The 21,891-nt window shown below is 66.4% G+C and carries 17 protein-coding genes and 1 riboswitch; of the genes, 4 read left to right on the top strand and 13 right to left on the bottom strand.

The window, feature by feature from the left end; translation table 11 throughout:
• The first annotated feature begins 69 nt into the window (after nucleotides 1-69).
• Nucleotides 70-3,621 carry a YhdP family protein gene (locus P7D22_RS02495; RefSeq protein ID WP_319932621.1) on the top strand — a complete coding sequence of 1,184 codons (3,552 nt, stop codon included), beginning with the start codon at nucleotides 70-72 and terminating at the stop codon, nucleotides 3,619-3,621.
• A gap of 78 nt (nucleotides 3,622-3,699) precedes the next feature.
• Here the strand turns inward: P7D22_RS02495 and P7D22_RS02490 are convergent, their stop codons facing one another.
• The 6 genes from P7D22_RS02490 to P7D22_RS02465 all read right to left on the bottom strand — a co-directional run bounded on the left by P7D22_RS02490 (nucleotide 3,700) and on the right by P7D22_RS02465 (nucleotide 10,249).
• A complete protein-coding gene (locus tag P7D22_RS02490) occupies nucleotides 3,700-4,095 on the bottom strand; it encodes an SUF system Fe-S cluster assembly protein (protein WP_319932620.1) in 396 nt (131 codons plus the stop codon).
• Nucleotides 4,092-5,339, bottom strand: coding sequence for a cysteine desulfurase (locus tag P7D22_RS02485; RefSeq protein WP_319932619.1), 1,248 nt, complete (start codon nucleotides 5,337-5,339; stop codon nucleotides 4,092-4,094). Before P7D22_RS02485 ends, P7D22_RS02490 begins: the two co-directional genes overlap by 4 nt.
• Nucleotides 5,315-6,649, bottom strand: coding sequence for a Fe-S cluster assembly protein SufD (sufD, locus tag P7D22_RS02480; protein ID WP_319932618.1), 1,335 nt, complete (start codon nucleotides 6,647-6,649; stop codon nucleotides 5,315-5,317). Before sufD ends, P7D22_RS02485 begins: the two co-directional genes overlap by 25 nt.
• 7 nt (nucleotides 6,650-6,656) lie before the next feature.
• On the bottom strand, nucleotides 6,657-7,409 hold the full coding sequence (gene sufC / locus P7D22_RS02475) for a Fe-S cluster assembly ATPase SufC (RefSeq protein WP_319932617.1): 753 nt from the start codon (nucleotides 7,407-7,409) through the stop codon (nucleotides 6,657-6,659).
• Between the two features lie 136 nt (nucleotides 7,410-7,545).
• On the bottom strand, nucleotides 7,546-9,015 hold the full coding sequence (gene sufB / locus P7D22_RS02470) for a Fe-S cluster assembly protein SufB (RefSeq protein WP_319932616.1): 1,470 nt from the start codon (nucleotides 9,013-9,015) through the stop codon (nucleotides 7,546-7,548).
• 70 nt (nucleotides 9,016-9,085) lie between these two features.
• Nucleotides 9,086-10,249: a cysteine desulfurase family protein gene (locus P7D22_RS02465; RefSeq protein ID WP_319932615.1), complete on the bottom strand. Its 1,164-nt coding sequence runs from the start codon at nucleotides 10,247-10,249 to the stop codon at nucleotides 9,086-9,088.
• Nucleotides 10,250-10,467: 218 nt separating this feature from the next.
• Here P7D22_RS02465 and P7D22_RS02460 point away from each other — a divergent pair, with 218 nt between their 5' ends.
• Complete coding sequence (locus P7D22_RS02460) at nucleotides 10,468-11,184, top strand: alpha/beta hydrolase (RefSeq protein WP_319932614.1); 717 nt, start codon at nucleotides 10,468-10,470, stop codon at nucleotides 11,182-11,184.
• Between the two features lie 138 nt (nucleotides 11,185-11,322).
• Here P7D22_RS02460 and P7D22_RS02455 read toward each other — a convergent pair whose 3' ends face one another.
• From P7D22_RS02455 to P7D22_RS02445, 3 genes are all read right to left on the bottom strand, one after another.
• Nucleotides 11,323-14,466, bottom strand: a complete 3,144-nt coding sequence (locus P7D22_RS02455) for an efflux RND transporter permease subunit (RefSeq protein WP_319932613.1) — start codon at nucleotides 14,464-14,466, stop codon at nucleotides 11,323-11,325.
• 100 nt (nucleotides 14,467-14,566) lie between these two features.
• On the bottom strand, nucleotides 14,567-15,916 hold the full coding sequence (locus tag P7D22_RS02450; protein ID WP_319932612.1) for an efflux RND transporter periplasmic adaptor subunit: 1,350 nt from the start codon (nucleotides 15,914-15,916) through the stop codon (nucleotides 14,567-14,569).
• Nucleotides 15,913-17,424: an efflux transporter outer membrane subunit gene (locus tag P7D22_RS02445; protein ID WP_319932611.1), complete on the bottom strand. Its 1,512-nt coding sequence runs from the start codon at nucleotides 17,422-17,424 to the stop codon at nucleotides 15,913-15,915. Before P7D22_RS02445 ends, P7D22_RS02450 begins: the two co-directional genes overlap by 4 nt.
• A gap of 182 nt (nucleotides 17,425-17,606) precedes the next feature.
• Between P7D22_RS02445 and P7D22_RS02440 the strand changes: the two genes are divergently transcribed.
• Nucleotides 17,607-18,125, top strand: a complete 519-nt coding sequence (locus P7D22_RS02440; RefSeq protein ID WP_319932610.1) for a VOC family protein — start codon at nucleotides 17,607-17,609, stop codon at nucleotides 18,123-18,125.
• Here the strand turns inward: P7D22_RS02440 and P7D22_RS02435 are convergent, their stop codons facing one another.
• From P7D22_RS02435 to P7D22_RS02420, 4 genes are all read right to left on the bottom strand, one after another.
• Nucleotides 18,126-18,392 (bottom strand): accessory factor UbiK family protein, encoded by a 267-nt coding sequence (locus P7D22_RS02435; protein ID WP_319932609.1) that lies wholly within the window; start codon nucleotides 18,390-18,392, stop codon nucleotides 18,126-18,128. It lies immediately after the preceding gene.
• A gap of 69 nt (nucleotides 18,393-18,461) precedes the next feature.
• Nucleotides 18,462-19,397 (bottom strand): ABC transporter substrate-binding protein, encoded by a 936-nt coding sequence (locus P7D22_RS02430; RefSeq protein ID WP_319932608.1) that lies wholly within the window; start codon nucleotides 19,395-19,397, stop codon nucleotides 18,462-18,464.
• Between the two features lie 29 nt (nucleotides 19,398-19,426).
• Nucleotides 19,427-20,281 carry an ABC transporter permease gene (locus tag P7D22_RS02425; protein ID WP_319932607.1) on the bottom strand — a complete coding sequence of 285 codons (855 nt, stop codon included), beginning with the start codon at nucleotides 20,279-20,281 and terminating at the stop codon, nucleotides 19,427-19,429.
• Nucleotides 20,273-20,387: riboswitch (TPP riboswitch) on the bottom strand. It overlaps the preceding gene by 9 nt.
• A gap of 36 nt (nucleotides 20,388-20,423) precedes the next feature.
• A complete protein-coding gene (locus P7D22_RS02420; protein ID WP_319932606.1) occupies nucleotides 20,424-21,083 on the bottom strand; it encodes an HAD family hydrolase in 660 nt (219 codons plus the stop codon).
• Nucleotides 21,084-21,190: 107 nt separating this feature from the next.
• Here P7D22_RS02420 and P7D22_RS02415 point away from each other — a divergent pair, with 107 nt between their 5' ends.
• Entirely contained in the window at nucleotides 21,191-21,760 is a 570-nt protein-coding gene (locus P7D22_RS02415) for a hypothetical protein (RefSeq protein WP_319932605.1), read from the top strand.
• Nucleotides 21,761-21,891 lie beyond the last annotated feature (131 nt).

Raw genomic sequence — 21,891 nt, 5'->3', positions numbered from 1 at the left:
TGGCATCGGCGCGACCATCCAGGCCGCTTGAACACCGACCCCGCATGAAAAAGGCGAACAGGCCGGCTTTTGGTTGATCACACCGACGATCTCACGACCGCCGAACGCAGCACGCGTCTGCGTGGGGGCAATCGCGGCACGGCGCCGGGCCTGAGCCAGCACGCGCGCCGTTTGTGCCTCGCCTGGATCACCTTCGCGATCACCATCGTGTTCTGCGTGGCGGCTGGCCTTGGCCTCGTGTCGTTGCGGCTCGCGCACGGGCCGATCAATCTGTCCATGCTGCAAAGCCCGGTGCTGACGGCATTGGAGGGCCGCCTGCGGCCGGGGTTCAAGGTCGCGATCGACGGCGTGGACCTCGAGGCCGTGGATGGCAAGCCAGCCGTCGCGGTCCGCCAGATGTTGGTTCGCGACGAAGCGGGGCGCCCCATCTTTCGGGCGCCGCGCGCCGTTGTGTCGTTCGATCCCCTGCACCTTCTTGCCGGATCGGTCGTGCCGACCCGCCTCGATGTGCGGGACGTCGTCTTGCGGCTGACGATCCTGCCGGATGGCACGGCTGCCTTGTCGGCCGGGACCGATGACAGCGCGCCGCTGCGTTTGTCCGATGCCATGTCGTCCTTGTCTCAGCCGAGCGGGGGCACCGCGGCCGGCGCCCCCGAGACCGATGCGCGCAAAACCGACACCGCCATAGCCGTGCCACCGGCACCGCTGCCGGTCGACCGTTTTGCGGCGGCATTGTCGGGCCTGATCGATCGGTTCGGCGACGTCGACCAGAGCTTGAGCGGCTTTGCCCGTTTCGGGGTGAGTGAGGGAACCCTCATCCTCGATGACCGGACGCACGGCTCCGTGACTACCTTCCGCAACCTCGACCTGCAATTCCAGAAAACCGGGCCGACGGCGTCGCTCCTCACCGTTGCGGCTGATGGGGCTCAAGGGCGATGGTTCGCGCATCTTCGGGGCGGCGTCGAGGCTGACCAGCGACGGAGCCTTGCGGTCGCCGTCGGAGGCATCACGCTCGATGATCTCCGCGCCATCCCGTCGCTGCGCGAGGTCGGCATCGACACCGATCTGGCGTTGTCGGCCGACGTGTCGTTGGGCCTCGATGCTGCGGGTAAGCTGACGGTAGCCCGCGGCCGGGTCGCGACCGAGGATGGCTTCGTCCACCTGCACGACCCCGATCACGAGCCGCTGTTCTTGTCGGGTTCGGACGCCACCTTCCATTATGATCCCGCCGCCAACGCCGTGTTGGTGGATCAAGTGCACATCAAGGCCGAAACCGCGACCTACGATCTGGCGGGCCGTATCGCGCCGCCGATGGGCAACGGGCCGATGTGGACCCTGAACCTCGATGGCAGCGGCATCTTCGGAGCCGAGCGGCCAAACGAGAAGCCGTTGTCCTTGGCATCCTTATCCTTAGCGGCCCGGTACGACACCGAGGCCGGTCGGTTGCTGCTCGACGGGCTGCGGCTTCGCGGCCCCGAGGTGGACCTCAAGCTCGTTCTCGATGTCCAGCACACGGCGACCGGCATCCTGGTCAAGGGGGGCGCGACGGCCGGCCGTATGTCGGCTCCTGCGATGCTGCGGCTTTGGCCCACCACGGTGGCGGCCGACGTGCGGGCCTGGCTGCTGGTCAACCTGCAGGGCGGCACCGTGGACAGCGGAACGGTGTCGTTCGCGCTCGACGACGACGACCTCGCCAAGATGAAGGCGATGCGCTCGGTCGCCGACAGCCACCTGCGGGTCGATTATGCGGTGTCAGACGTTACCCTCGGATTCATGGCTGGCGTGCCGCCGCTCCGCAAGGCGAGTGGACACGGGTCCGTCACGGGCGATACGTCGCGCTTCAACGTCGATTCGGGCTCCATCGAGGTGTCGCCGGGGCGGTTGCTGGCCGTCTCGGCCGGCTCGCTTGACGTGCCCAGCACCGATCCCAAACCATCGCCCGCAACCATCGCGCTGCATGTCGAAGGCGGCCTCGACACCTTGGCCGACCTGCTGTCGCGGGATACCCTGAAACCCTATGCCGATGTGCCGGCAGATCTCGCCGCGGCGCGCGGCAAGATCGCGGGCGATCTCACGGTTGGCCTGAAGATCGGCAATGGCGCCAATCCCAAGGATACGAAGGTGGCGGCCACTGCCCAGGTCAGCGATCTGGTGATCGACAAACTGGTGGGCAAGCAGAGCCTGACGGACGGGCAGGTCGATCTCGTCCTCGACAAGGCCGGATTTCGGGTCAAGGGCGAAGCGCGGTTGTTCGGTGCCGCGACGCAGATCGATGTGCGCAAGCCTGCGGGCACCGGGACTGGCGACGCCACGGTCGTTCTGACGCTCGACGATGCGGCGCGCGCCAAGGCAGGGTTTAGTCTCGGCAAGCAACTCACCGGGCCGATCGCCGCCAAGGTGACGATGCCGCTCGGCGACGGCGAACGCCGGGCCATTGCGGTGGACCTCGACCTCACGAAGGCGAGCATCGCCAATCTGGTGCCGGGCTTGGTTAAGCCGAGCGGGCGGGCGGCGCGCGCCACGATGACCGTGACACCGACCGGCAATGGCGTGACGGTCGATGCCATCGCCTGCGATATCGGCAACTTCTCCTTGCGCGGCTCGGCAAGCCTCGGCCAGGACGGCGACTTTCAGTCGGCGCACTTCACCCAGGTCCGGCTCTCGCCGGGCGACGACATGCGGCTCGACGCGACCGGTGGCAGCGATGGTCTCAAGCTGGTGGTGCATGGCGCCAACATCGATGCCCGCCCCTTTCTGAAGAACCTGACCGGCAGCGGCGACAGCGCCGACGGAACCAAGGCTCTCGATCTCGAATTGCATTCGGCCGTGCTGACCGGTCAGAACAGCCAAGCTTTGACGGGCGTCGACCTGCGTGTGGTCAAGCGCGACGGGCAGGTCCGGCGCCTGCAACTCAACGGCAAGTTCGGTCGCGCCCCCTTCGACATCAAGTCGACCTACCAGGGGCGCGAGCTGCTGATCGACGCGACCTCAGGCGATGCCGGTGCCACCCTGGCGTTCTTCGACCTTTACAAGAAGGTCGGCAGCGGCAAGCTGAGTGCCACGATCCACCTGTCGGAAACCAAATTCGACGGCTACGCGACCGTCCACGACTTCCTGCTGCGGGACGATGTGGCGATGAAGCGCCTGACCGAGGAAGGCTTGTCGCAGGATCGAAAGGGGGCGGCGCAGATCGACCCCTCGAACATCGCCTTCAGCAAGCTGTACGTGATCTTCACCAAGGCGGGATCGCGCATGAACATCAAGGAAGGCGGCATGTTCGGGCCCCAGATGGGTGCCACCGTGCAGGGCTGGATCGATCTCGGTGCCAACAAGCTGCAACTCGGGGGCACCTATGTGCCGGCCTATGGGGTCAACAACCTGTTCTCGCAGATTCCTGTTTTCGGACCGATCCTTGGTGGCGGATCGCACGAAGGCCTGTTCGGCATCAATTTCAAGCTGAACGGCTCAACCGACGCCCCCAATCTCACCGTGGACCCTCTGTCGGCGCTGGCGCCAGGGTTCCTGCGCAAGATCTTCGGCGCCATCACGGATGCCACGCAGGAAAGCGCCGCTCCGACGCTCGGCCGACAACAGTCGGTGCCGGACACCGTCGACCAATAGCGAAATGGCCTCGCCGATAAACGAAAAGGCCGGCGCTGAGCGCCGGCCTTTTCAGATTTCAGATACGACGCTCGCCGCTCACCACATGTCAAGCGCGACGCGGGCCTCGTCGGACATGCGGCTTTGATCCCACGGCGGATCGAACACCATGGTGACCTTGGCCCCCGACACGCCCGGCACGGCGCTGACCGCCGTCTCGACCCAGCCCGGCATCTCGCCGGCCACCGGACAGGCCGGCGCCGTCAGCGTCATGTCGAGGGCGACGAAGCGGTTGTCGTCGATGTCGATCTTGTAGATCAGGCCCAGCTCATAGATGTCGGCCGGGATTTCGGGATCGTAGACGGACTTCAACGCCGTCACGATGCTGTCCGTCAGGGCGTCGATCTCCTGGGGCGGCAGGGCGCTGGCCATCGCCGGGGTATTGGGCTGGGATGCCGGCTCGACGACGTCCGGCGCGACTTTGTCTTGGCTCATGAGAACAGGGCCTCGGCTTTCTGAAGGGCTGCGACGAGGGTATCGACCTCTCCCCGCGTGTTGTACATCGCGAAGGAGGCCCGGCAGGTCGACGTGACACCATAGCGTTGCAGCAGCGGCATGGCACAATGCGTGCCGGCTCGCACCGCGACACCCGATCGGTCGATGATGGTTGCAACGTCATGGGCATGGGCGCCCTTCATGTCGAAGGCGACGATGCCACCCTTGTGCTTGGCATTGCCGTAGATACGGATGGAGTTCATCCGGCCCATCTGCTCATGCGCATAGGCCGTCAGGTCCTGCTCGTGCACATGGATCTTGTCCCGGCCGATGCGGTCCATATAGGCCAGCGCGGCACCGAGGCCGATCGCCTGCACCAGAGGCGGCGTGCCGGCCTCGAAGCGGTGTGGGGGCCGGTTGTAGGACACGCTGTCCTTGGTGACGAGGTCGATCATCTCGCCGCCGCCGTTGAAGGGCCGCATGCCTTCGAGCATCTCGCGCTTGGCGTAAAGCACGCCGATGCCGGTCGGCCCGTAGACCTTGTGGCCGGTGAAGACGTAGAAGTCCGCATCGAGGTCCCGCACATCCACCTCGAGGTGCACGGCGCCTTGCGAACCGTCGACCAGCACCGGGATGCCCCGCGCATGCGCGATCCGCACGATGTCCTTGATGGGCGTCACCGTGCCCAGCATGTTGGACATGTGAGTGATGGCGACCAGCTTGGTGCGTGGCGAAAGCGCCTGCTCGAAGGCTTCCAGCGAGAGATTGCCGTCGTCGTCGACATCCACCCAGTTCAGCACCGCGCCCTGGCGTTCGCGCAGGAAGTGCCAGGGGATGATGTTGGCGTGATGCTCCATCACCGACAGCACGATCTCATCGCCGTCGCGGATACGCTCGGCCCCATAGGTATAGGACACGAGGTTGATCGCCTCGGTGGCCGAGCGGGTGAAGATGATCTCATCCACCGTCTCGGCGTTCAGAAACGACCGGACCTGCTCGCGCGCCGCCTCGTAGGCATCCGTTGCCGCATTGGCGAGGTAGTGCAGGCCACGATGCACGTTGGCGTATTCATACTCGTAGGCATGCGAGATGCGTTCGATCACCTCCCTCGGCTTCTGCACCGAGGCGGCATTGTCGAGATAAACGAGCGGCTTGCCATAGGGCCGCACGGAGGTGAGGGCCGGGAAATCGGCCCTCACGGCTTCGACGTCGAAGCCCGTCACTGGTGTCGCTGATGCAGCCATAGGCCGATGCTTTCGGTGAGCTGGTCCCGGATCGCTTCCGTGCCGACGTCTTCCACCGCCTCGGCCGCGAAGGCCTCGAGCAGCAGGCCTTCGGCGACCGCCTTCGGAATGCCACGGGCCTGCAGGTAGAACAGCTGGTCTTCGTTGAGGAAGCCGGCCGTGGCGCCATGGCCGCAAACCACGTCGTCGGCGAATATCTCGAGCTCGGGCTTGTTATACATGGTGGCGCCATCGTTCAGGAAGATGGCGCGGCTCATCATCTTGCCGTCCGTCTTCTGAGCGCCCGGTGCCACGATGACCTTGCCCTGGAAGATGCCGGTCGTTTCGTCGTCGAGGATGTGCTTGTAAAGCTCGCGGCTTTCGCAATGCAGCGCCTTGTGGGTGACCACAAGGGTGGTGTCGGCATGGGCCTTGCCGTCGAGCAGCGCCACGCCGCGCAGCGCGCCCTTGGCCGTATCGCCCGCGAATTCCATGAAATTCTGGCGACGCACAAAGCCCGACCCGGTCACGAGCGCAAAGCTCATCAGGTTGGACTCGGCGCCGAGCCGCGCCAGCACCGTGGTGACGGCCTGCGTGCCGGTGTCGGTGCCGTCCTGCAGAACCACATGGTGCAGCGTGGCCCCGTCGCCGACCGACAGGATCAACGCATGGTTGCTCTGCTGGGGGGCTTGGCCGAGTGACTCCTGCCGCTCCAGGACGACAACCGACGCCTTTGCGCCGACCGCCACCAAGGAGCGGGTCGTGACGGCGCTCGGCTGGGCGCCTGAAGTCAGCATCACCACTTCGACCGGCTCGGCGATGGTTGCGCCGGCCGTCACCGTCACCACCGCGCCGCCCTGCATCAACGCGGCATTGAGGGCCAGGACGGCTTCCGCCTCTTCTTCGGCATGGGTCGCGAGCAGCGCCGTCGCGTCCGAAGCGCCGGCGCCCAATACGTCGAGCAGCGACCGCACGCTGAGACCGGGCTGCTCGAGGTCACGCGACAAGGACGGCTCAAAATGCCCGTCGATCAGCACCACGCGAGCGCCTGCGACTTCGGCTGTCTTGGCGAGATGCGCCTTAGCCTGCGCCACGAGGTCGGCGCTCGGCGCCACCGTCGGCGCGTGGGCATCCCGCAGGATGGCGCGCAGATCGGTGTAATGCCACGCTTCGATGCGGCGGTGCGGCAGACCGGCCTTGGAATAACGCTCGAAAGCCCGGCTCCGGTCAAAGGCCGGATCGAAGGCGTGGGCGCTGTAGTTCGCCGAGCGAAACTGCTCGGTGAGCTTGGTTTCGGCGGCCGTGTTGATGCGGGTGATCTCGGCGGTCATCGGGGCCTCACGCCGCCTCGGCCGCGACATAATCGCGATAGCCGCTCTTCTCGAGCTCGAGCGCCAGGTCGGCACTGCCGGACTTCACGATCTGACCCTTCGACATGACGTGGACGACATCGGGTTTGATGTAGTCGAGCAGGCGCTGGTAATGCGTGATGACCAGGAAACCGCGGTTCGCGGCGCGCAGCTTGTTGACGCCTTCCGAGACGATCCGCAGGGCGTCGATGTCGAGGCCGGAATCCGTCTCGTCCAGAATGCCGTAGCGTGGCGCCAGCAGCGCCATCTGCAGGATTTCCATGCGCTTTTTCTCGCCACCCGAGAAGCCGACATTCAACGGCCGCTTCAGCATGTCGGGGTTGACCTGCAGGGTATCGGCGGCCTCGCGAACGGCGCGCATGAAGTCCGGAGTCGACAACACCGCTTCGCCGCGCGACTTGCGCTGCGCATTGAGGGAGGCCTTGAGAAACGTCATCGTGGCCACGCCGGGGATCTCGACCGGGTATTGGAAGGCCAGGAACACACCTGCGGCGGCGCGCTCTTCGGGGTCCATCTCGAGGATGTTCTGGCCATCGAGGAGGATCTCGCCGTCGGTGACGTCATATTCATCCTTGCCGGCGATGACATAGGACAGCGTCGACTTGCCGGAGCCGTTCGGGCCCATGATGGCGGCCACTTCGCCCGGCTTCACCTGAAGGTTGAGGCCGTTGAGGATCTTCTTGCCGTCGATTTCGACGTGAAGGTTCTTGATTTCAAGCATGCTGGTGTTCCTGAAGAGCTTGTTCGTCAGTGCAACCGGAGCGAAGCAACCCAGGGCACCGAGGCGCACCCCTGGGTTGCTTCGTCGCTCCGCTCCTCGCAAGGACGACGATGAGATTGGTTTTCCGCGGCAGCCTTTACCCCACGCTGCCTTCGAGCGAGATGGCGATCAACTTCTGCGCCTCGACCGCGAATTCCATCGGCAGCTGCTGCAGCACGTCGCGCACGAAGCCGTTGACGATCAGCGCTGTTGCTTCCTCATCCGACAGGCCACGCTGACGGCAATAGAACATCTGATCTTCGGAGATCTTCGAGGTGGTGGCTTCGTGTTCGAACTGCGCCGTGGACGTCTTGGCCTCGATATACGGCACCGTATGGGCGCCGCAGTTCTCGCCGATCAGCAACGAGTCGCAATTGGTGAAGTTGCGGGCGTTGGTGGCCTTGCGATGCGCCGATACGAGGCCGCGATAGGTATTCTGCGAGTGCCCGGCCGAGATGCCCTTCGAGATAATGCGGCTCGTCGTGTTCTTGCCGAGATGGATCATCTTGGTGCCCGAGTCGACCTGCTGCCGGCCGTTCGAGATGGCGATCGAGTAGAACTCGCCGCGCGAGTTGTCACCGCGCAGGATGCAGGACGGATATTTCCAGGTGATGGACGAGCCCGTCTCGACCTGGGTCCAGGAAATCTTCGAGTTGGCGCCGCGGCAGTCGCCCCGCTTGGTGACGAAGTTGTAGATGCCGCCCTTGCCCTCGGCGTCGCCCGGATACCAGTTCTGCACCGTCGAATATTTGATCTCGGCATCGTCATGCGTAACGAGCTCGACAACGGCTGCGTGGAGCTGGTTCTCGTCGCGCTTCGGTGCCGTGCAGCCTTCGAGGTAGCTGACGTAGGACCCCTTGTCGGCGATGATGAGCGTGCGCTCGAACTGGCCGGTGTTCTGCTCGTTGATGCGGAAATAGGTCGACAGCTCCATAGGGCAGCGGACGCCCGGCGGGATGTAGACGAACGACCCGTCCGAGAAAACGGCCGCGTTGAGGGTGGCGTAGAAGTTATCCGAGGTCGGCACCACCGAGCCGAGATACTGCTTCACCAGCTCGGGATGCGTGTGCACGGCTTCCGAAATCGGGCAGAAGATCACGCCGACCTTGGCGAGCTCGTCCTTGAAGGTGGTGGCCACCGAAACGCTGTCGAACACGGCGTCGACCGCAACGCGGCGCTCTTGCACGCCGGCCAGCACTTCCTGCTCGCGCAGCGGGATGCCGAGCTTCTCATAGGTGCGCAGCAGTTCCGGATCGACGTCGTCGATCGTACGTGGACCCGTGGTGCCCTTCGGGGCGGAATAATAATAAAGATCCTGGAAGTCGATCCGGGGATATTCGACACGCGCCCAATCGGGCTCACGCATCGTCAGCCAACGGCGGTAGGCATCGAGGCGCCACTCGAGAAGCCATTCCGGCTCGTTCTTCTTGGCCGAGATGAACCGCACGATATCTTCGCTGAGGCCCTTCGGGGCCTTGTCGGACTCGATCTCGGTGACGAAGCCGTATTTGTACTCGGTGACTTCGATTTCCTTGACGCGATCCACTGTTTCCTGGACGGCGGGCATTCGGTGCTCCTTGGCTCGGCGGTTCAAAGCCGCGAGGTGATGCGAAGGCTGTCAGCCTCAGATGGGGTGGTCAGGCCGCGATGGGTAGCGGCCCCTTGCGCATGCGGCGTCTTGCGACGTCGAAGGCGGTGAGAAAGCGATCGATGTCGGCTGCGGTCGAAGCCCAGCCGGTGCTGAGTCGCAGCGCGCCTTGCGCCAGTATGGCCGGCACTCCCATGGCGTCGAGCACATGCGAGCGCGCCACCTTGCCGGACGCGCAGGCAGAGCCTGACGAGACTGCCAAACCGGCCAGGTCCAGAGCGATCAGCAACGTCTCCGCCGCCATGCCGGGTACCGCGAAGGCGGTGGTATTGGGCAGGCGCGCCACCGCGCCGCCGAATACGCTGGCCTCCGCGTCGAGCGCCGCCAAGCCGTGTTCGAGGCGGTGCTGCAGAGCTGCGAGGCGATCCGACTCGGAGTCGCGGCTCTCCAGGGTGGCTGCGCCGAAGCCCGCAATGCCGGCGACGTTCTCCGTGCCTGACCGGGCGCCGCGTTCCTGGCCACCGCCCCGCACGAGAGCGGCCCCAAGCACGACCCCGGGGGCCAAGGCCACAGCGCCGACGCCCTGCGGACCACCGATCTTGTGGCTCGACAGCAGCGCCACGTCGGCACCGGACTCTTCGAGGCCGAACGGCATGCGTCCGGCCATCTGGACGGCGTCGCACACCAGCAGCCCACCGGCCGCGTGAACGAGTTGGGCGGCGACGCGCGTCGGCTGCAACACGCCCGTCTCGTTGTTGGCGGCCTGCAGGGCCAGAAGGGCGGGGCTGCCGCCGTCGTCCGCCAAGGCCGACGCCAAGGCATCGAGCCTGAGAACGCCGTGTCGGTCCACCGGCAGCACCGTCACGTCGGCTTCGGCGAAGCGGTGTCCGTGGCGCACCGCTGCATGTTCGGTGGCGCACACGAGAAGGCGTCGGACGCCGCGTGGGGCTGTCGGGCCCGCGAGGGTCGGCGACAGCGCGAGAGCGGCACCCTCGGTCGCCCCGGCGGTGAAGACGATGGCGTCCGCCGCGGCGCCCACCAGCGCCGCTACCTGGGCGCGTGCTTGCTCGACCACCCGCCGCGCCGCACGGCCTTCGGCGTGGATCGAGGATGGGTTACCGGTTGCCTCAAGCACCGCGACCATAGCCGCGCGCGCGCCCGGGCGGAGCGGCGTCGTGGCATTGTAGTCGAGGTAGCACCGCGGAGCGGACATCCAGAACTCAAAAAGCTTGCAAAGGAACACGGCGGCCATGGTAAGCACGCGCCGCTTGCGATCACCCGCAACGGACCCGCGACGGCGCGGCCCCGCCACCTGTTAGAATTATTCTAGCACCATGCGGCGCGCCGTGAGTCAAGGTTCGATGTGAAAATCATTCTCACTTTTGCCGTGCCTTGCGGGGCTGCGGCGAAAGGCGTCTTCCCGAGGTCTCCATGCCCGAAGTCATCTTCAACGGTCCGGCCGGACGGCTCGAGGGCCGCTTCCATCACGCCAAGGCACGCGGGGCTCCGATCGCCATCGTGCTGCATCCGCATCCGCAGTTCGGCGGCACGATGAACAACCAGATCGTCTACAACATGTATTACGCCTTCGCGGAGCGGGGCTTCTCGGTGCTGCGCTTCAATTTTCGGGGCGTCGGTCGCTCGCAGGGCAGTTTCGATCACGGCTCTGGCGAGCTGTCGGATGCGGCGGCGGCCCTCGACTGGGCCCAGACCATCAGCCCCGAGGCGCGCGCCTGCTGGATCGCCGGTTTCTCGTTCGGGGCGTGGATCGGCATGCAGTTGCTGATGCGCCGTCCTGAGATCGAAGGCTTCATCTCGATCGCGCCGCCCGCGACACTGTATGATTTCTCGTTCCTGGCCCCATGCCCGTCTTCGGGCCTCTTCGTGCATGGCGATAAGGACCGCGTCGCGCCGATGAAGGAAGTGACGGCGCTGATCGAGAAGCTGAAGACCCAGAAGGGCATCGCGATCGAGCATGCCGTCATCAACGGGGCGAACCACTTCTTCGAGAATTGTGTCGATCCGCTGATCGCCGAGGTCGGGGCCTATTTGGATCGGCGGCTCAACAACCCGACCCGCAATGCCACGCCGACCCGTACCGAGCGCGTCCAGGCGCTGCCGGCGCCGAAGCGCGGGGACGAGGCGTAGACACCCTCAAAACTCCCTCATTCCGGGGCCGCGACGCGGAACCCGGAACCGGTGTGCGTCAACCTTCGCTTCGCAGGCTCCCCGGTTCCGGATCTTCGCTTCGCTTCGTCCGGAATGAGGATTGTCGATAGACCCACGTCACTCCGCCGCCCGACGCGGCATCGCAGGATAGCGCTCCTCCTCGACCGGGATCGGGATGTCGCGCTTCGTGCCGAGGCCGAACCGTCCACCGAGCCGCTCCATGGCCAGGTAGATCACCGGCGTCGTGTAGAGCGTCAGCACCTGGCTGAGCAGCAGGCCGCCGATGATCGTGATGCCGAGCGGCACCCGCAACTCGGCGCCGCTGCCATGCGCGAAGGCGAGCGGCACGGCGCCGAACAACGCCGCCAGCGTCGTCATCATGATGGGACGGAAGCGCAGCCGGCAGGCGCGCTCGATGGCGTCGAAGGGCGACAGGCCTTCCTCGCGCTCCGCCGCCGTAGCGAAGTCGATCATCATGATGGCGTTCTTCTTGACGATGCCCATCAGCAGGATGATGCCGATCAGCGCCACGACCGAGAGTTCCTGTCCACAAACCATCAAGGCCAGGATGGCGCCGACGCCCGCCGATGGCAGGGTCGAGAGGATCGTCAGCGGATGGATGAAGCTTTCGTATAGCACGCCCAGCACGAGGTAGATCGTCACCACGGCCGCGAGGATCAGCCAGGGCTCGCCGGCGAGCGATTTCTGGAACTCCGCCGCATCGCCCCCGAACGAGCCGATCACCTGATCGGGCATGTTGATCTCGCGCTGCAGGGTGGCGATGCGCTGGACGGCCATGTCGAGCGAGGTGCCTTCGGGCAGATCGAACGACACGGTGTCGGCCGGGAACTGTTCGAGGTGGGCGATCGACAGCGGCGCCGTGGTGCGCTTGAGGGTCGCGAAGGAAACGAGCGGCACCTGGGCGCCGCCCGAGATGCCGACGTAAAGGGTGTTCAACACCGCCGGATCGGCGAGATAGCGCGGCGCCGCCTCCAGAATGACCCGATATTGGTTGGATTGGGCGTAGATGGTCGAGATCTGCCGCTGCCCGAAGGCATCGTAGAGCGTGTCGTCGATCAGCTGGGCCGATATCCCGAGGCGCCCGGCCTTGCCGCGGTCGATGTCCACGAAGGCCCGCAGGCCACCGTCCTGCACCTCGTTGGCGACGTGCTGAAAGGTGCCGTCGCGGCGCATCGCGTCGACGAGCTTCGGCGCCCATTCGGCGAGCGAAGCGGTGTCGGTCGAGGTCAAGGTATATTGATATTGCGAGCGGCTTGACGCGGTGGCGATCTGGATGTCCTGCACCGGCTTCACATAGGCGGTCAGGCCCGGAATACCGGCGAGCTTGCCGCGTAACCGCTCGGCGACCGTGGCAGCGGTCGCCCGGCGCTGTTCGGCCGGGCGGAGGCCGATCTGCAGGTTGGCGATATTGGGGGTCGGGTTGAGCAGGCCGACGCCCAGCACCGTGACGACGCCCGTCACATCAGGATCGTCGCGCAACGCCGCCTCGGCTTCCGCCTGCAAGCGGCTCATATCGGCAAAGGACGCAGCCGGCGCGCCCTCGATCACCGCCCTGATGAGGCCGGTATCCTGGGCCGGCAGGAACCCCTTCGGGACGATCACATACAGCCAGCCCGTGATACCGATCGTCACCAGGGTCACGAGCAGCATCAGCGTCTGCCGGCGCAACGCCCAATGCAGCGTCACACCATAAAGCCGGGCCAGGCCGTTGATCGGCGCTTCGGCGAGCCGCATGAGCCAGGGCTCGCGCGCGTCACGCGGCACGGCCTTCAGCAGCCGCCCGCACATCATCGGCGTCAAGGTCAGCGACACCACCGCCGACACCACCACCGAGAAGGTGAGCGTCAAAGCGAATTCCCGGAACATGCGGCCCACGATGCCGGTCATGAACAAAAGCGGGATGAACACCGCGACGAGCGACACCGTCAGCGAAATCACCGTGAAGCCGATCTCGCGGGCGCCCGACAGGGCCGCATCGAGCGGCGTTTCGCCTTCCTCGATCTTGCGGACGATGTTCTCGATCATCACGATCGCGTCGTCGACCACGAAGCCGGTCGAGATCGTCAGCGCCATCAGCGACAGATTGTTGAGCGAAAAGCCCGCTGCCCACATCACCGCAAAGGTGGCGACGATCGAGAGCGGCAAGGCCACGCCGGCGATGATCGTCGCCCGCAAGGTGCGCAGGAACACCAGCACCACCAGCACCACCAGGGCGCCCGACAACACCAGGGTGAACTCGACATCGGCGATCGAGGCGCGAATGGTTTCGGTAGAATCATGCACGGTTTCGAGCGTCACGCCGGCCGCGAGCGAGCGGCTGAGCTTCGGCAGCTCCCGTTTCAGGCGGTCCACCGTCTCGACCACATTGGCGCCGGGCTGCCGCTGAACGTCGATGATGACGGCCGGGTGGCCCTTGTACCAGCCGGCCACGCGGGCGTTCTCGAGCCCGTCCACCACGTCGGCCACGTCGCGCAGCAACACCGGGGCGCCGTTGCGGTAGGCCACGACGATGGATTTGTATGTGTCGGCCGCATCGATCTGGTCGTTGGCCGCGATCGTATAGGCCTGGGCCTTGCCGTCGAGCGAGCCTTTCGAACCTGCCACATTGGCGTTGCTGATCGCGGTACGTAGATCCTCGATGGCGATCCCGTAGGCCGCAAGCCGCGTCAGGTCGGCCTGGATGCGGATGGCGGGGCGGATGTTGCCTTCGACCGCCACGTGGCCGACGCCCGTCACCTGGCTGAGGCGGGGCCCGAGCAGGGTGTCGGCGACGTCCGACAGCCCGCGCAGCGGCACCGTGTCGGAGGTGAGCGCCAGCGTGAGGATCGGCGTGTCGGCCGGGTTCACCTTCGAATAGGTGGGCGGGTAAGGGAGATTCTTCGGCAGCGTCGAGGCGGCGGCGTTGATGGCCGACTGCACGTCCTGGGCGGCGGCGTCGATGTCGCGTCCGAGTTCGAATTGCAGCGTGATCTGGCTCAGCCCGAAGGAGCTCTGCGACGACATGGTCTGCAAGGACGGGATCTGGCCGAACTGTCGTTCGAGCGAAGCCGTCACCAGGGCCGCGATCGTGTCCGGGTTGGCACCGGGCAATTGCGTCGTCACCTGGACGGTGGGGAAGTCGACCTGCGGCAGGGACGACACCGACAGCTGCCGATAACCCAGGATGCCGGCCAGCAGCACGGCCACGGCCAGCAGGGCCGTGGCGATCGGCCGGCGAATAAAGAGTGAGGAGACGCTCATGGGCGCGGCGTTCCGAGGTTCGCCCGATGGCATGCTGCCATCGCATGGTCAAAGCAAGGCCACCGGTGGAGCGGTGCGGTGCGGCTCTGTGAACCGGGGCTCACTCCTGCCGCGCGCCGGTGCGCTCCTGCCCGCCAGCGTTCCGGTTTCTGCGATGTGGCTCCGCCCCGTTGGCGTCCGGCTTGGCTTGCGGCGGGGAAGCGCCTTCCGGAGCCGTCGCGTCCGCCACCGCAACCTTGGCGCCGTCTGTCAGCCGCGTGAAGCCGGTCGTCACCACCTCGGCCGGCGGGGCGAGGCCCGCCGTCACGACACTGCGATCCTCGGTCTGCCGCCCGACGGTGATCTTCTGCAGCTGCACGGTCGAGTCCGGCTTCACCACGAAGACGAAAGCACCGTCCGGGCCGCGCTGCACCGCCGGGGTCGGCACCACCACCACGTCGGGGTCGGTCGCGATGGTGAGCCGCAGGTTGACGAACTGGCCGGGCCAAAGCTGCAGCGCCGTATTGGGAAAGCTGCCCTTCAATTTCACGGTGCCGGTGGTCTGGTCGACCGTGTTGTCCACCACGTCGAGGACGCCGGTGTCGATCAGCTGCCGGGTGTCGGGGTTGAATGCTTCGAGCTTCAACGGCGGGCCGCCCGCCTGGGCGGCGTTGATCTGGCCGAGCAGCTGCTGGGGCAGGTTGAACACGGCCGCGACCGGCTTCACTTCCGCGATGGTGACGATGCCGGTGGTGTCGGACGCATGCACGATGTTTCCGGCGTCGACGAGCCGGATGCCGGTACGGCCCGAGATAGGTGCCCGGATGGTGGCGTAATCGAGCGTCGCCTTGGCGTTGTCGATGGCGGCCGTGTCCTGCTCGATCAAGGCCCTGTTCTGCGCCACCTGGGCCTTCTGGGTATCGGCCTGCTGGGCCGAGCCATATTGGGTCGAGGCCAGCTTGGTGTAGCGCACGAGGTCGGCCTGTGAATTGGCCAGGGTGGCCTCGTCCTGAGCCTTCTTGGCGACGGCCTGATCGTAGGCGGCCTGAAAGGTGACGGGGTCGATGCGGGCCAGGATGTCGCCCTTGGCCACGTCCTGCCCGTCCCTGAAGGCGAGCTCGACCAGCTTGCCGTCGACCTGGCTCTTGACCGTAACGCTGTTGGTCGCCTGCACGGTGCCCAGCACCTCCGCGGTCACCGGCACGTCGGCGCGCTCGACGGGGCTGGCCAGCACCGGCGTGGTGCCATCGGGGCCGCCGCGCCGACCACCGCCACCGCCACGTCGGCGTCGGCCCTGGCCTTGCGGTTCAGACTCCTGGGCTGCGCCGCCGGCGTCGGCCGTCTCGTGGTTTGTGACCGTCAACCCCGGCACGTCGGGCAGCCAGGGCAGCCGTGTGTGCAAAGCCGGGATGCGCTCGACCGCCACAAAGGCAGCCAGCAGGATCAGGACGAGCCAAACGAGGCGCCTCACGACCGCGGACCCTCGAGCCCTGCCGCGACCGGGCCCGACAAAGCGCGCGCGAGCCCCGGCAGCGCACCATCGAGCGGCGGCACCGTGACGGCGGCCGGCTGCACCCAGCCGCCGCCGAGCGCCTGCGCCAGGCTGGCAAGGGCCTGAAAGCGGCTCAGCCGCGCCGTGACCAGCGCGTCCTGCGCGGAAAACAAGGATTGCTCCGCCTGCAGCACCTGCACGATGTCGATGGTTCCTTCCTTGAGGCGTTCGGCCGTGATGTCATAGGCACGCCGTGACGAGTCGACCGCGGTCGAGAGCCGCTTTTGCAGCTCCGTGTCCTGTTCCACCGCGATCAAGGCATTTTCCACATCGACGAAGGACTGGATGACGGCTTTGCGATAGTCGGCGAGGTCTTCGAGATTGCGACCCTTCGCCAAAGCGAAATCGCCCTGCAGGGCCCCACCGTCGAACAAAGGCTGCGTCAGCCCGGCCGCCACGGAGCCGAAAGCCGCCTCGGGCCGCAGCAGGGTCTTCAACACCGTGCTCTCGAAGCCGCCGCTCGCAGTCAGGCTGAGCGTGGGAAAGAAGGCGGCCTTGGCCGATCCGACGCTGGCGTCGGATGACGCGAGCGTCGATTCCGCTTCGGCGACGTCCGGCCGCCGGCGCAGCAGTTGCGACGGGACGCCGGCCGGGATCGATGGCGTTTTCAGACGGGTCAGGGTGCCACCCTTGATGCTCAGGCTTTCGGGCGTCCGGCCGGCCAGGATGGCGATCTGCGTCTTGGCCTGCTGCAGTTGAAGCTGCAGCGGCGGAAACTGGGCCAGCACCTGGTTCACCAGCGTTTCCTGCTGGGCCACTTCGAGCTGCGACACGGTGCCAACCGCGAGGCGGCTCTTGATGGCCTCCAGGATGAAACGCGAATCCTTCAGGTTGGTGACTGCGACCGCCATCCGGTCCTGCGCCGACAACAGGGTGAGGTAGGCGTTCACCGTGGCAGCGACCGAAGACAGGACCAGCGTGTCCTTGGCGAAGCGGGTCGCCACCGCGGTTTCTTCGGCCGCGAGGCCGGCGAGGCGGTTGCGGCCCCAAAGGTCGAGCTCGTAGGAAGCGCTCAGCCCCAATTGATGCGAGCCTAGCGCCGTCGTGGTGTACGGGCTCGCCGTCGAGCGCGCCGTGCTGGGCGTCCAGCTCCGCGAAGAACTGGTGTTGCTGTCGAGCGTCGGCAGCAAGGCCGCGTCGGTGATCTGCGCCTGCGCGTCGGCCTGGATGATGCGAGCCGCGGCGGCCTGGACGTCGAGGTTGTTGTCGGCCGTCGATCGAGCCAGCCGCGTCAGTTCCGGCGAACCGAACAAGGCAGGCCAGTCGGTGGTGATCGACGGGCTCGGTGTCGCTCCGGCATGGTCGAAGCGGTTCGGAACCGCGAGGTCGGCGCCCGGCCGCGTCGTGTCGAGCACGCAGGCCGATAGCCCGAACGAAACGGCGAGGGCCGTTACAACACGCCGGGCCTCGCCGCGCGTTGTGGACATCTGGTCTTCTCGGTGTCGCACTCGTGACCAAGCCGCCGCGGGAATATTGCCCGCAGCTTAAGCTTCAGGATTATGGCAGAACGACAGCGACGACCCATGACCCCGAAGCCATCGTTGTGGATGGCGTGAAAGGGCCGGGTGATGCGTCATGGAAGCCCAGCGCAGGTAAGGACGGTTCGCCTATGACCACGACATCAAGCCCCGTTCCCGGCGAGGCGATCGCGTCCGGCGCCCGCATCGGCCACGTCCATCTCAAGGTGGCCGATATCGACCGGGCTCTCGGGTTCTACTGCGGGGTGCTGGGCTTTACCTTGATGCAGAGGTTCGGGCGTCAGGCGGCTTTCGTGTCGGCCGGCGGCTACCACCACCACATCGGTCTCAACACCTGGGAAAGCCATGGCGGGTCGCCGCCTGCGGCCGGGACGACAGGGCTCTACCACCTCGCCATCCTGTATCCACGGCGCGCCGACCTTGCGACGGCGCTGCGCCGGTTGATCGCGGCCGGCGTATCGCTCGATGGAGCGTCCGACCATGGCGTGAGCGAGGCCCTCTACCTGAGGGACCCGGACCAGAATGGTGTCGAACTTTATTGGGACCGGCCGCAAACGGATTGGCCGCTCGACCGCGAGGGTGGACTCGCGATGGTGTCGCTAGCGCTCGACCTCAAGTCCCTGCTGGCCGAGCCGATCCCGCCGGCATGATCAGCCGGCCGTCGCAGCCCCGGAGGCGAGCTTCGCCTCAAGCACCACGAGGCGCTTCTTCAAGGCCTCGTTCTCGTCGCGCGCCGTGGCGGCCATGTCGCGCACCGCCTCGAATTCTTCGCGCGACACCACGTCCATGGAGGACAGAAGCCGCTCGGCCTGGGTCTTGACCGCCGTCTCGGCTTCACGCCGGACCCCATGGGCGACGCCAGCGGCATCGGTCATCAACTTGGCCATCTCATCGAATATGCGACCGCGCGGCGCCATGCTGGTTCTCCCTCGACCTGAGGTCCCAGATGGCCCGAACGGTCGCGGCGCGCAAGGGTGGGCGGCGCCTTAGTTCACCGGCACCACATAGCGCTCCACCGGCTCGACGGCCTTCAACAGCCCCTTGCTCTTCAGGTAGTCGGCCATGCGGGTGTAGCGGGCGAGGTCCACAGCGGCGGGATCATGGTCGAGGCGCGGCAAGGTATCGGCCCAGGCCTGCTTGTTGAGCGGGTCGTCGAGCTTCGGATAGGCCTTGATGAACTGGGCCCAGGCCTCGGCCGGGTGGTTGAGGATGAACAACGTCGCGTCCTCGGTGGCGTCCAGGAAGGCCCGGGTTTGCGGTGCCTTGGCCTTGTCGGGGGTCGTCACGTAGATCAACTCGTCATAGGCGGGGAAGCCGACGTCCTCCGGGTAGAAGGCCCGGCCGGGATGGCCGGCGAGCTTCATCTCGGTCAGCTCGAAGTTGCGGTAGCCGCCCACCACGGCATCGACCTGCTTGCTGACGAGCGCCTCGGTGAGGGCGAAGTTGACGTTGACGAGCTTCACATCGGCGACCGTGAGACCGGCCTTGGCCAGCATGGCCGACAGCATCACGTCCTCGAAGCCGGACACCGAATAGCCGATCGACTTGCCCTTCAGGTCCGCGAGGCTCTTGATCGGGCCGTCCTCCAGCACGATCAGCGTGTTCAGCGGCGTCGCGATGGCGGCGCCGACCCGCACGAGGTCGATGCCTTCCTGGCGCGACAGGTAGAAGCTCGGCTGGTAGGTGACCGCGATGTCGCCCTGTCCGGCTGCGACGAGGCGCGGCGGCATGGCAGGATCGGCGGGTTCGATGAAGCTGACGTCGAGGCCGTGCCGGGCGAAGAAGCCGCCCTCCTTGGCGATCACTAGAGCGGCATGATCCGGATTGACGAACCAGTCGAGCAGGATCGTGAGTTTCGTTTCGGCCAGGGCCGGGGTCAGCGTGGCCATGAAGGCGGCCAGCAGCATGGCGATCAAGCGCATCGAGGATTTCTCTCCGGTTGTGAACGGGTTCAAAGCGTGTCGGGCGCCCAGAAGACGAGACGGCGAGTCAGGAGGCCGACAAGCCCCCACAAGGCCACCGAGAAGGCGGCCAGGATCGTCAGCCCGGCGAAGACGACGTCGGTCTGCATGCGGGCATTGGCATGCAACATCGCGAGGCCAAGGCCCGACGACGAGCCGACCCATTCGCCGATGATGGCGCCGATGGGTGCCCCGGCGGCCGCCACCCGCAGCCCGCTGCCGAGCGCCGGCAAGGCGGCCGGGACGCGGATGAGGAACAACAGGTCGCGCCGGCTGGCGCCATGCAGCCGCGCCAGGTCGACGAGATTTTCGTCCGTGCGGCGCAGGCCTTCGAGGAAGGTGGTGGTGACCGGGAAGAAGATCACCAGCGCCGCCATGGCGAGCTTCGACGTGATGCCGAAGCCGAGCCAGATCACCAGCAACGGCGCGATGGCGAAGACGGGCAGCGCCTGGGTGACGACGAGGATGGGCGCGAGGGCGCGTTCGAGGATCGGCGCCCGCGCCATCAGGAGCGCCGCACCGGCGCCGGCCAGGACGCCGATCGCGAGGCCGCCGATCATCTCGCCGAAGGTCACGAGTGCGTCGGGCCACAGCAGCGGGAATCGGATGACGAGCGTTGTGGCGACGCGCGATGGGGCCGGCAGCAGGTACGGCGGCACCGCGAATGCCCGCACGGCGATTTCCCAGGCGGCCATCAGCCCGAGGAGCGTCGACACGGCGGTCCACGGCACGGTCTTCGAGAGAGCCGCGAACCGCGAAACAGCGAGGTCGTCCCGCACCGGCGGGCTTAGGATAATGGACGGGCCCGCCACACAGGGTTCGGACCGCAGGCCGGGCCTGGGCATCGCTTCGTTCCCTCCGCCGGCATGATCCGGTTCAGGTTCAACGGGTTTCTCTCACGGGCGAGAGCTCTCAGCTCGGCTTGAACACCGAACACCCCGACGTAGCGGAAAGCTTAAAGACGACCGGGGCCGCCGGCAACCCGGTTTATCGACCCGTGCGGCGGCGCACGAAGTCGAGGATGGCCGGATCGGTGAAGTCTCGACCGGCCACATGGGCGCCGGCCTGCCGCAGCGCCTCGGGGTCGAAGGTCGAGGCGATGCCCACGACGCCGAGGCCGGCGCCCGCGGCCGAGGCGATACCGGTGCGTGAATCCTCGAACCCGACCGACCGGGCCGCATCGCCGCCCATGGCGTCGAGGGCCGTCAGATAGGGCAGGGGATGTGGCTTCGCCTGGGGCAGCTCGGGGCCGATCACCACCAGCTTGAAGCGGTGACGGATGTCCAGCATGGCCAGCACCGCATCGGCATTGGCGCGCGGCGCATTGGTGACGACCGCGCAAGGGACCGCCTCGGCATCGGCCCAATCTAACAGGCCCAGCAAGCCTGACGCGGCCTCGACCGCATGCAGGCGCTCGCGGTAGGCCGCTTCCTTGCGGTCCATCAGGATGAGACGGTCGGCTTCGGGCAGCCCAGGCACGAACTCCGCCGCGATGTCGGGGTTGTTTCGGCCGATGATGCGCGACGTGTAGACGTCCCAATCGACCGCCACCCCGTGGGGCGTGAAGATGCTTTGGAACGCCTCGAAATGCAGGTGGTCGGTTTCCGCGATCGTGCCGTCGAGGTCGAAAAGGAGTGTCGCTGTCATGCACCCTTCTAGCATGGCCAGGATCGGGTCGGCGATGGTCGTTAAGGTTTCGTTAACCGCGTTTGTTTAGCGTCGGTTTACGCCCGCCTCCGTCGTCGGACCCCTGCATGAGCCTCGCCGAAGACCTTCCCCGCTCGTATCTCGGTTCACTGAGCCGGCCGACGTCGCCCAAGCTGACACGCGTGTCGCTGGCCGATCTCGTGACACGGCCGGTGGCGACCGAGGCCCGCGCGACCGTGCAGCGGGCCCCCTTGCCAGAAGCCGAGCTTCCTGCCGAGCCCTCCGTGGTGGCGATGCCGCGGCGCGCCGAGCGGGCCGCCCCGGGCGACGCCAGCCTCGAGATCCTGGACCGGGCCTCCAAGGGCATGTCGCTGATCCTCAGCCGCTACAAGCAGCTCGAAGACCACGTGAAGCAGGTCGATTCCTGGTCCAACGCCCAGATCCAGGCCGCCGAGGCCGAGGCGGCCCGCTGGCAGGATGCCGCCAGCACGGCCGAGAAGCGGCTCGAAGACTGCCAGCGCAGCCTTGAAATCATGGTGCGGCGTGCCGAAGCGGCCGAGCAGGCCATGTATCGCGACAAGGAAGCTCTGACGGTTTTGCAGGAGCGCATCATCGAATCGTTCGGCTTCGGCTCGGATGCCCACGATGCCATCGCGGCTGGCTTGCAGCTGGACTGACACGTCTGAACAAGGCGGATGACAGGCGCGGACCCTCCGGGTGCCGCGCCTTTTTCATTTTGAGGCACAAACCTCGGCCATGCTGCGAACGATCTGGGCCTCGGCACGTTAGCTGCCTGCCGGCGGGGGCT

The organism is Lichenihabitans sp. Uapishka_5 (assembly GCF_033947565.1).
Classification (GTDB): Bacteria; Pseudomonadota; Alphaproteobacteria; order Rhizobiales; family Beijerinckiaceae; genus Lichenihabitans.
Note: the sequence above shows the minus strand (reverse complement) of the source record. Positions and strands in the feature narration are given on the sequence as shown.